This window comes from Lyngbya sp. CCY1209, from assembly GCF_055795065.1.
In genome coordinates, this window is sequence record NZ_JAYFER010000638.1 from 64,317 (window position 1) to 74,299 (window position 9,983).

A 9,983-nucleotide genomic window follows, 5' to 3' on the forward strand; every position below is an offset into this window, starting at 1 on the left:
AATTTTTATGTGATCTTGAGATTTTGCCAAAATGATGGTTGAGGAGAATCAAATTAAATTGATCATCTATGAACCATAAGAGGAGGCGATCGCGGAATGGAAAAATTAGAAATATATCGCGATATTATACAGGAAATATTGGTCGAATACAGCCAAAACAAACCCGCCTACACAGTTAGAACTGATCTGCCAATTTGAACCCCGCCTTGAAATGAATTTCAAGGCTAATAGCAAAAGTCCACTCAAGTGGACTCGATCGGGGCAATTTTTCAGGTGCGATCGCGCTTAACGAAAGTTTACGTTTTCCCCATTGGGAATTGGGACGAATTTTGATAGGCTAAAGGATATCTAATTTTCGCGGGTAAGAAACCGGGTTTCTATCCGAGTCTCGGGTGGGGAACGGAAGATGCTCCTAGAAACCCGGTTTCTCGGCTGTTGCAGTTCTCCAATATATTGATCGCGAGGCGAGTCGGCGATCGCACGGGTTGCCAGCCAATTTGATGATTTCCTTCGGGCTACCCTGGTGACAGGGGTTGAGTCGTCCCGCGAGTTAAAACATTATTTATCCCATCTCACCCCTCCGCTTCCCAGTCCTCTATTTGTAACCCTTGTACTCGTCTAAATTCATCGACATTATGAGTCACCAAAATTAAATTATTGGCCAAAGCGATCGTCGCAATTTGGAGATCATAAGGTCCGATCGGCGTTCCTAAAGCTGCTAACTGAGCGCGAATCCTTCCAAAAGCATTGGCGGCTGCATCATCAAACGGCAAGGACACAAATTGACTTAAAAATGCTTCCTGGAGTGCCAACGTCCGAGTTGGATTTGAGCTTCTCATTGCCCCATAAAACAATTCGGCTTTGATGACAGAACAGACGGCAATATCACCTGGAGATAACCGTTCTAGATGTTGCTGTACTCGGGAATTGCGACGGTTCAGGTAAATAATACAAACATTAGTATCCAACAAATAAATCACTCGATTGGCTCCCTGTTTTCATATTCACCTTGGGGATATCTAACCAACGGCTCATCCGCCAAACAACCTGCGGTTTGCTCAAAAAAACCGGACGGCCACCCCAAAGATTCGGGCGTTTGAGTTGAAGATTCGGGAGAAACAAGCTGATAGACAATCGCAATCTCTAACTCTTGATTGGCTAAATCTTGAGGCATTTTTATAGTGACTTCGCCTTCGGCGTCAACCTTGGCTTTCAATTTTATAATTTGCATGAGCGATCGTCCTTATCTGTAGAGCTACTCTCTAGGTTAGCATCAGCTTCGCCGGCTCACCAGGTGCTCCAGGACGTCATCGACGATCGAATGTCGGATTTTGGCGGGGGTGCGATCGCGGTTTGGGCAAATTTAGCTCACCCGGAGCGCTGCCGGGGGGAGTTGGGGGCGATCGCGCTTAACGAAAATTTACGTTTTCCCTATTGGGAATTGGAACGAATTTTGATAGGCTAAAGTATATCTAATTTTCGCGGGGAAGAAACCGGGTTTCTATCCGAGTCTCGGGTGGGGAACGGAAGATGCTCACAGAAACCCGGTTTCTCGGTGTTGTACAACTCCTCAAAAAGAGCGAAAAAGAGATAACAGCCGCCCACAACCTGAAAGCCAGCCAACCCACTATTAACTTTCAACTCGAAAAATGCTCATTGAAAAAATTATCCAAGAACTCCGAGACATCCCCGAAGACAAACTCGCGGAAATTTACGATCTCATTCACTATTTCCGCCTCGGATTGAGTCGAGAAATCGACCAACCCCGCACCCCCGGACTTCTGGCAGGAACACTCGGCGACAGTTTTTTTGACCCCCTACCCGAAGAAGAACTGCAACGATGGGAATAAAATATCTCCTCGACACCCACATTTTTTTGTGGTGGGTCTTTGACGATCCAAAACTCGACGCCCTCTGTCGGGACATCATTCGCAACCCAAGCCACCAGATATTGATCAGCAGTGCTTCCGCCTGGGAAATTGCCACCAAATACCGCATCGGCAAACTCCCTGAAGCCCAACAGATCGTCGAACAGTATCCCCAGCTATTGGAACGGGCTAAATTTCGCGAACTTCCCATCACCTCGGCTCATGCCCTCAGAGCGGGTAATTTACCCATCGCTCACCGAGATCCCTTCGATCGCATGATTATGGCTCAAGCCGAACTGGAAGCCATCCCCGTGATGACCCACGATCCGGAATTTCGGACTGGATTGATCGAACTCATTCCCAAACCCGACAACTCAACCTCCTGAATCAAACAAAAACCCAAGTGCTTTAACGCAAATCCAGATGAGCGACATAAAAAGCCCGAAACCCCCATCAACTCAGCCTAAAAGTGCTTTAATGCAAATCTACGGTCCACCGATCTGAACGAATCCGAAACCCGAGCCGAACTCATCGGCTTCGCCCTCCGGGATGCCAGGTGGGGAGTTTGGGGCGAACTGTCCTCGGCTTTTCAGGTGCGATCGCGCTTAACGAAAATTTACGTTTTTCCCATTGGAAAATGGAACGAGTTTTGATAGGCTAAAGTATATCTAAATTTTTGCGGTGAAGAAACCGGGTTTCTATCCGAGTCTCGGGTGGGGTACGGAAGATGCTCACAGAAATCCGGTTTCTCGGTGTTATCACTGTTGCAATCTTAATGCAATGTGATCGCAGAACTGGGTAGCAGCGCCCGAAATATCGCCGACATTTTCGGGGAGTTTCAACAATATTCCTACGAGGGCGATCAATCAACCTAACGTTTAAACAAGAGGATTATTGGCTATGTCAAAACAATGGATCTCAGAAGTGCAGAGAGAAGCAATTTGGCAGGTATACAAAAAAAAATGCTTTTATACTGGAGAACCGCTGCCGTACAATGAGCTTGAGATAGATCATGTTATCCCAGAACACTTAGCAAACAAGCCGGAAGAACTGGAGTCACTCAAAACCAGGCTGGGATTACCTCCAAGTTTTGACATTTATGGATACGAGAATCTTGTACCTTGTAAAAATTCTTGGAATGGGAAAAAAGGCGGTCGAACTTTCGACGACAAGAGACTGCAATTTTTTCTTGATTTTACGGAAAAAGAGAAGCCAAAAATAGAAAAGAAGATAGAAGAAATTAAAAAACAAAATTCTAGAATTAATCCGATAAAAAAAACTGCCCAACATCTGGAAGCAGGACAAATTTCTCTTGTAGAAATGACCTCAATTATAGAAAGCTACAAAAACAGTCAAGGAATATTTGATTTGTTAGAAAGTATTAAATTCGCCAATTATGATGACATAAGCTCACTCAAAAAGTCGGATATAAATGATTTTATCAAACAACCTATTCGCTTCGGAAATGATAGTTTTATCAACGATGTTGAAATGGAAAACAAAAAAGGTGAAAGGTGTTATATATGTACCTGCGAAGAGTATGATTATGCAAAAAAAAGAGGCTTTTATTTTCCAAAAAGTAGCGATGCGAACATGGGTATTTGCTTGGAGTATCAGTGTGGTTTACTCAAGGCTATAAAAGAAGCTTCGCCACCTACAACAAGTTTTATTGATAAGCCTCGAATTGGTTTAGATCCAAGGCTTATACCTATCTCACTATTTCCTTTCTACAGTCACGACAATCAATCGACTTATAATGATAAATTATCTGAAAATTGTATTAAAATTACGGGTGCTGGCTTCAACTTTATCAGAATTGAAAATCAGAATGATGGTATTGGACAACATTTGACCGAAGTTGCGAGAGCGGATTTCAATGGTGACGGAATTGAGGATATTCTCTTATTTAAGTATTGCTACGCTATTGGTGGGACGCTTAGGTTCGGAAATATTCAAGTTCTGACCCGAAAAAGCAACGATCAGCCCTTTGAGATTATTACAGATGAAATCCTTCACAAAATTGGGTGGCTCTAAAATTGAAAATTTCTTTAGTCTTGGCAAATAATATCGAATAAAAAGAGCAAAACATGGATAAAATTGCAGATGCCATTAATCCAATGCTAAATTCATTCGCTTTAGCATTCGTCATTATATTCGGCTTTTTGGGATTTGTCGCTGCATTCAATCGGAAAATTCTTCTATATTCCCTCTTTGTCATTGTGGTAATGCTCCTGATTGGCTTGGGATTTTCACATTGGCTACCCGGTGCAAACCTCAGAATCATTCAATCTGCCGTCATCTGGGGAATTAGCCTGCCCATAGGCATGGCTGCAAAGTTTGCCTACCAACAATTTTTGGAATAACTAAGTTAGTTGAAGGAGAATCCAAATGGTAAGAAATTGATCGCACCAAACTCCCAACTCGAGAACCGCGTCAGCTTGCCGACTTGATTAAGACCGATCGCCATTCGCCCCTACACAACGGGCGCCCGCTGCTTGCACACCAACAGCGTCATGTCGTCGTAAACCTGATGGGTGCCGATGTGCTCCAGGACGTCATCGATGATCGACTGTCGGATGTCGGTGGCGGTACGATCGCGGTTTTGGGAGACAATTTCGCAGAGACGTTCGATGCCGTAGTGGACGCGATCGCTATTTTCCGCCTCCGTAATTCCGTCCGTATATAGAACGACAACATCACCCGGATTGAGGTGGGTGGTAAAGTGGTTGATAAACTCGCTGATGTCGTCCACCAAACCGATGGGAAATCCCAAATCGATGGTTTCGATGCGCTCCACCGCGCCATTTTTCCGCACCACGATCGCCTCCTCGTGCTGGCCGCAGACGCGCAATTCCCCATCCTGATAATCTAACAATACCAGAGTCATATTTTTGTCGCAATTCATCCGCACCACGTTCAAATAAATCGTGCGGTTGAGGATATCCAAAAAGCGCACCGGGTCCGTTTCTCCCGCCTCCAAAAGCGTCCGCACCGCCGTCTGTGCCATCAACATCACCATGCCGCTTTCCAAGCCGTGTCCGGTGACGTCCCCCATGCAAATCGTCAACCCTCCCCCAGAGGCGAGTACGTCGTAATAATCCCCGCCGATTTCCGTCGCCGGTTCCATGTAACCCGCGATATCCAGATTTTTAATTTGTTGCAATTCCGCTTCCGTGGGGAGTAACAAATGCTGTAGGCGACGGGTTATTTCCAACTCCAAATTGAGGGATTGATTTTCGGCCCGGAGGCGGTCGTTTAAAACTTGAATTTCTCGATAAGCCGAGGCGAGGGATGCTTCCGCTTGTTTGCGATCGCTGATATCCCGAAACGTGCCGATCAACAGCGATCGCGCCCCCAATTTCGCCTCCGTCACCGCCACTTCCACGGGGAACCCGGAACCGTCCGCCCGCCACCCGATCCCCTCTTGCAATCCGGTTTCGAGCCAATTCCAAATTGAGAAATCATCCGCATTGGCAGAATCGACATCCGCACTCACCAATCGGCCGATCTCCATGCCGATCAACTCCTCCGGGGAATAACCAAACACCTTCTCTGCACTGGGATTTGCCGTCAAAATAATCAGCGGAGAAACCGCAAACGTCAGAATCGCATCCGTCGCCGTTTCCACGATCGCATCCGTCGTCCGCACCGCCTCTTCCAAGGCATCCATCACCTGGTTGTAGCGCTCGGCGATCTGCCCGACCTCCGTAAACGGTTCCACCGGAACCCGCAAACTCAAATCCTTGGTTCTCGCCTGAAAATCCATCACCTGAAACAGTTCGTAAATCTCCGACTTCGCCCGGTGCTCGGAAATGTTCAATCCCACCTGTTCCCCCTCGGGGGAAATTCTCAACGGGACGCGGCGATCGATGAAAAAGAGTAATATCAAACTGAGGCCGAAACCCCATATTCCGGCACTCGCAATTCCCAGAAGTTGCACCCCCAATTGGGCGAGGGGATTCAACCCCGTCTGGAGCAACTCCGGGCGCCCGAAAAACGCCACCGCCAGGGTTCCCCACACCCCCGCCCCGACGTGGACGGCGACCGCATCCACCGCGTCGTCAATACGCCAGCGGACCAACTGCCGGGACACCCCCATCGCGATCGCCGATCCCACGGCCCCGATCGCCACCGCCTGGGCCGTCCCCACCACATGACAGGAGGCCGTAATCGCCACCAGTCCCGCGATCGAGCCGTTGATCATCGATTCCACCTCGACGACCCCCTTTCGCCACCCCCCGATCGCGATCGCGCTCAACATCCCCCCCACCCCCGCCAAAACCGTATTGACGATGATAATTGGGACCGTCGAGGTCAAAACCAGGGTACTGCCGCCGTTGAACCCCAACCACCCCAGCCACAGCAACATCGCCCCCAAAACCGACAGGGGCAAATTCGAGCCGTTAATTTTGCGGGGACGCTGCCCCTTGGGAAACCGGCCCGCCCGAGGGCCGATCACCAGCAAGGCGGCCAGGGCCACCCAGCCGCCGATGCTGTGCACCACGGTCGATCCGGCGAAATCCACGAAACCCAGAGCGCTCAACCAACCCAGACTCGAACCGCTGTCGATGCCGTTCCAGGCCCAATGTCCGAAAATCGGATAAATCAAACCGGAGACGAGGGTGGCGACGATCAGGTAGGCTTGGAACCGCATCCGCTCCGCGACCGCCCCGGAAACGATGGTGGTGGCGGTGCTGCAAAACATGGTTTGAAACAGGAAAAATGCCGCCAGACTCGGGGTATCGCCGATGTCGATAAAAAAATGGGTCGAGCCGAAAATTCCGGCTTTCGAGGCGCCGAACATTAAAGCGTAGCCGATCGCCCAAAACAGCCCCACGGAAATTCCGAAGTCGGCGAGGTTCTTGACGGCGACGTTGATGCTATTTTTGGATCGGGTCAGCCCGGACTCCAGACACATGAACCCCGGTTGCATCAGAAAGACTAAACCGGAGCAGACCAGCAGCCATACCAGATCGATCATGAACGGTGAGTTGATTTCAAAACGGCAGTAAATGGGGGCAAAATTGAGCCTATTTTCGATTATCTAATTTTTTTCCATTCTGGCCGATGTCTGCGGTCATCCCAGCATCAGAGCCGGATCGTCCGCCGCGACGATCGCGATCGCATCGGAAACAACGGCGGTATCGGTGATTCCCCGCACCACGCCGAGGACATTTCCCGTGCTGGCTTGGCGGATGATGGTTCCCCCCGCCACGGCTTCCGTCGGTTCAAAGGTTTGGAAACTCAGATCCGCCGCGTCAAACGTCGCCACGATCGCGATCCGGTCCCCTTCCGCCGGATTCAAATCCTCGATCACGTCCGCCAGGAGGATGTCGTCCCCCGTCTCCTCCGCGTCCACGGCCAAAACGAAGCGGTCCGCGCCGCTTCCCCCAACTAATAAATCCGCCCCGCGATCGCCGAGCAGGATATCGTCTCCCCCTTCCCCCCGCAGCGTGTCGTCGTCCCGTCCGCCCCGGATCAGGTCGTTTCCCTCCCCGCCCCAAATTTCATCGCGATCGCGGTTGCCGTTGATGGCGTCGTTGCCCCCGTCTCCCCCGATGCGATCGTTGCCCTTCCCGCCCCGGATCAAATCGTCCCCGTCCCACCCGAACAGGCGATCGTCGCCCCGATTCCCGTTCATGACATCGGTTTGGGGAGAGGCGATCAGAAAATCGTCCCCGTCCAAAGCGAGAATGCCGGCGGGGTTCGCGATCGTCCAATCCGGCGAAACTTCCCCCGTGGGCGCGATTTCCAGGGCGAAGCGGCCGGGGGCGAGGATGTCCACTTCGTCGGTGAGGAGGTGGAGTTGCGAGGAATTGCCGGAGGTTTCAATTAAGGTTTGATAACCCGTCAACGCTTCCGAGTCCGCCAAAAGGGGAGCCGATTGGGCGGATGTCAGAATGGGCGCGATCGCCGTTTCCGCCTCATTTAGGAGCGATCGCACCCAGGGCTCGGCGATCGGCCACACCCGCTCGAACCAGGCGACGTAGGACGGAAAAAAGGTGGTGACAATCGGTTTGGCCGCAGGTAAAACCACCTGCTGAAATGCATTCCAAACGGTGTCAAACATAGTGGCAAGTTCCCGAGCAGCAATTCAGGTTGTCCGAGCTCGGATATCAATCGGCGACCGGCGCCCGGATCGTCCTGTTTGGTTCCTGCGAATCGGGTTGTTTGCCCTCCGGACGGTTCTCACACAACCCGGACGGCGAGGTTTTTTGAGCGATCGCACCTCGCCCGTTGACGATTGTCGGATATATAGCGCTGCGCGCAGGGAATGGGGAATGGGGAATGGGGAATGGGGTAATGAAATCACCTGGATATAAGGGTTTCAAGGTTTGTCCCTCCCAGGAAACTGTAAACAGACGAGCGCGATACCTGCGATATATAGCAGTAAGCCATCAGCTTTGAGCAATCAGCTCGTGTCAAATTCCCACCTATCAGGATTTTGGGAGTTCGGTTCTGTCCGAACCGACTCTCGTAGTGCTATAGCAACGATCGCTCGTCTGTTTACAGTTTGGGAAAGGGGGACAAACCTCGGAATCCTGATGACAAGGGAATTTCCCATCCCTACACCCTACACCCTACACCCTACACCCCAGCGCACAGCGCTATATTTTTCTCTCCGCTAGTGCTACCATAGTCAGGATGTTCTCTTGTCAACCATCCCAACGTAGATTTTTGACGCAGACCGAGTGCCCCAATTCCAGATTGAGACGGGATGTCACCAACACTAATCAGTCAACTCAATAGCGGCTTCACGCTGTTTCTCAGCTTGCTCGTGGAGGCGATGCCCTTCCTGCTGCTGGGAGTCATCTTTTCGAGCGTGCTGCTGTGGCTCGTGGATGAGCGGAAGCTGCTGTATTATATCCCCCAAAATCCGTTTTTGGGGGCCCTATTTGGCAGTTTGGTGGGGTTCATGTTTCCCGTGTGCGAGTGCGGGAACGTCCCCGTCGCCCGCCGCCTGCTGACTCAGGGGGTGCCCCCGTCGGCGGCGATCGGATTTTTATTCGCCGCCCCGACGATCAACCCCATCGTGATCTGGTCCACCTGGGTGGCGTTTCGGGAGCAACCGGAAATGGTGGTGCTGCGGGTGCTCTTTTCCCTGATTATCGCCATCACCTTGGGTTACGTTTTCAGCTTCCAAAAAGACCTGCGGCCGTTCCTGCAACCGGCCCTCGCCCGCCTCATCCCCCAATTTGAAGCCGAAAAAAAGCCCGCCCAAGCCGCCGCCGCGGGGTCTTCCCTGCTCCAGTCCGGAACCTACATCCTCGGCCAGTCGGACGGCCCGATGCGTCTGGAGTCCGTCCCGATGTGGAAGGCGGAGGGAAAAATGGCGGTGGAGACAAAAAAGGCTTCCGCCTCTAAAAAAGGGTTCGGGGTTTCGTTTCCGTCTATTTTTATCCGCCCTACCCGGGAACGGGTGAACATGATGTTGGAAACCGGGGTGCAGGAATTTCGGGAACTGGGGGGAATGCTGGTGGTCGGAAGTGCGATCGCGGCGGTGATTCAAGTGGCCGTCCCCCGAGAAATTATCCTCAACCTCGGTTACGGCCCTATTTCTTCTATCCTCGCCATGCTGTTGTTGGCCGGGGTGGTGTCCATCTGTTCCACCGTCGATGCCTTTTTTGCCCTCTCCTTCGCCGCCACATTCACCACCGGATCGTTGTTGGCCTTTTTGGTCTTCGGCCCGATGATCGACATCAAAACCGTCGGCCTGATGCTGTCGATTTTCCGCACCCGGGCGGTCATTTACCTGATGATCCTCGCCGCCCAACTCACCTTTTTATTGACCCTGGCCGTCAACCTCAATCTCAGTTATTGATAATGGGCAATATTCAGTCCAGTAGTAGACCGTTTCGGCTAAAATGAGGCAAAATTCCAAACGGAGCATCGGGCATCTTGCCTGTGGATTCAGATCCGATCCCCTCATTTAAGATGACACAGTCCACTACATAGGTATTTGCAGAACGCTGCAAAAGTAAATGAGAAGTTTCTGTGAGGACACACCAAGTTGTAATTAAAGGTTCATCAGAACATTTATAGCAAAGAGCGCTCGTGTGGTTACAAAAATGATGGTCGGGAGAAAAGAGGAGAGAGGAGAGAGGAGAGAGAAAT

General features: G+C 51.0%; 10 protein-coding genes and 1 pseudogene. 6 read left to right on the plus strand and 5 right to left on the minus strand.

The features are described 5' to 3' along the window. Positions 1-572: 572 nt before the first annotated feature. Positions 573-980, minus strand: coding sequence for a type II toxin-antitoxin system tRNA(fMet)-specific endonuclease VapC (vapC, locus tag AC0QHF_RS24785; RefSeq protein ID WP_324706943.1), 408 nt, complete (start codon positions 978-980; stop codon positions 573-575). Continuing rightward, a complete protein-coding gene (locus tag AC0QHF_RS24790; RefSeq protein ID WP_324706944.1) occupies positions 977-1,231 on the minus strand; it encodes a hypothetical protein in 255 nt (84 codons plus the stop codon). The genes vapC and AC0QHF_RS24790 overlap by 4 nt, the downstream gene beginning before the upstream one ends. Positions 1,232-1,294: 63 nt before the next feature. Between AC0QHF_RS24790 and AC0QHF_RS24795 the strand changes: the two genes are divergently transcribed. From AC0QHF_RS24795 to AC0QHF_RS24815, 5 genes are all read left to right on the plus strand, one after another. Beyond that, entirely contained in the window at positions 1,295-1,465 is a 171-nt protein-coding gene (locus tag AC0QHF_RS24795; protein ID WP_324706945.1) for a hypothetical protein, read from the plus strand. Positions 1,466-1,649: 184 nt separating this feature from the next. Continuing rightward, complete coding sequence (locus AC0QHF_RS24800) at positions 1,650-1,850, plus strand: hypothetical protein (protein WP_324706946.1); 201 nt, start codon at positions 1,650-1,652, stop codon at positions 1,848-1,850. Then, complete coding sequence (locus AC0QHF_RS24805) at positions 1,841-2,254, plus strand: type II toxin-antitoxin system VapC family toxin (RefSeq protein ID WP_324706947.1); 414 nt, start codon at positions 1,841-1,843, stop codon at positions 2,252-2,254. Before AC0QHF_RS24800 ends, AC0QHF_RS24805 begins: the two co-directional genes overlap by 10 nt. 514 nt (positions 2,255-2,768) lie before the next feature. Then, positions 2,769-3,902: a hypothetical protein gene (locus AC0QHF_RS24810; RefSeq protein WP_324706948.1), complete on the plus strand. Its 1,134-nt coding sequence runs from the start codon at positions 2,769-2,771 to the stop codon at positions 3,900-3,902. Between the two features lie 53 nt (positions 3,903-3,955). After that, positions 3,956-4,231, plus strand: coding sequence for a hypothetical protein (locus tag AC0QHF_RS24815; protein WP_324706949.1), 276 nt, complete (start codon positions 3,956-3,958; stop codon positions 4,229-4,231). Positions 4,232-4,341: 110 nt separating this feature from the next. Here AC0QHF_RS24815 and amt read toward each other — a convergent pair whose 3' ends face one another. Together amt and AC0QHF_RS24825 are read right to left on the minus strand one after the other, a co-directional pair. Continuing rightward, the gene (gene amt / locus AC0QHF_RS24820) at positions 4,342-6,849 is read right to left on the minus strand and encodes an ammonium transporter (RefSeq protein ID WP_324706950.1); all 2,508 of its coding nucleotides are present in this window, start codon (positions 6,847-6,849) and stop codon (positions 4,342-4,344) included. A 96-nt stretch (positions 6,850-6,945) separates the two neighbouring features. Further along, on the minus strand, positions 6,946-7,938 hold the full coding sequence (locus tag AC0QHF_RS24825) for a calcium-binding protein (protein ID WP_324706951.1): 993 nt from the start codon (positions 7,936-7,938) through the stop codon (positions 6,946-6,948). A gap of 648 nt (positions 7,939-8,586) precedes the next feature. Between AC0QHF_RS24825 and AC0QHF_RS24830 the strand changes: the two genes are divergently transcribed. Then, positions 8,587-9,690 carry a permease gene (locus AC0QHF_RS24830; RefSeq protein WP_324706952.1) on the plus strand — a complete coding sequence of 368 codons (1,104 nt, stop codon included), beginning with the start codon at positions 8,587-8,589 and terminating at the stop codon, positions 9,688-9,690. 13 nt (positions 9,691-9,703) lie between these two features. Here the strand turns inward: AC0QHF_RS24830 and AC0QHF_RS24835 are convergent. After that, a pseudogene (locus tag AC0QHF_RS24835) lies at positions 9,704-9,983 on the minus strand (hypothetical protein); the annotation flags it as partial.

Bases quoted from the DNA above. Each gene is read 5' to 3' on its own strand.
- AC0QHF_RS24790 (WP_324706944.1), bottom strand. From the start codon at position 1,231: ATGCAAATTATAAAATTGAAAGCCAAGGTTGACGCCGAAGGCGAAGTC.
- AC0QHF_RS24800 (WP_324706946.1), top strand. From the start codon at position 1,650: ATGCTCATTGAAAAAATTATCCAAGAACTCCGAGACATCCCCGAAGAC.
- AC0QHF_RS24805 (WP_324706947.1), top strand. From the start codon at position 1,841: ATGGGAATAAAATATCTCCTCGACACCCACATTTTTTTGTGGTGGGTC.
- AC0QHF_RS24810 (WP_324706948.1), top strand. From the start codon at position 2,769: ATGTCAAAACAATGGATCTCAGAAGTGCAGAGAGAAGCAATTTGGCAG.
- AC0QHF_RS24815 (WP_324706949.1), top strand. From the start codon at position 3,956: ATGGATAAAATTGCAGATGCCATTAATCCAATGCTAAATTCATTCGCT.
- amt (WP_324706950.1), bottom strand. From the start codon at position 6,849: ATGATCGATCTGGTATGGCTGCTGGTCTGCTCCGGTTTAGTCTTTCTG.
- AC0QHF_RS24825 (WP_324706951.1), bottom strand. From the start codon at position 7,938: ATGTTTGACACCGTTTGGAATGCATTTCAGCAGGTGGTTTTACCTGCG.
- AC0QHF_RS24830 (WP_324706952.1), top strand. From the start codon at position 8,587: ATGTCACCAACACTAATCAGTCAACTCAATAGCGGCTTCACGCTGTTT.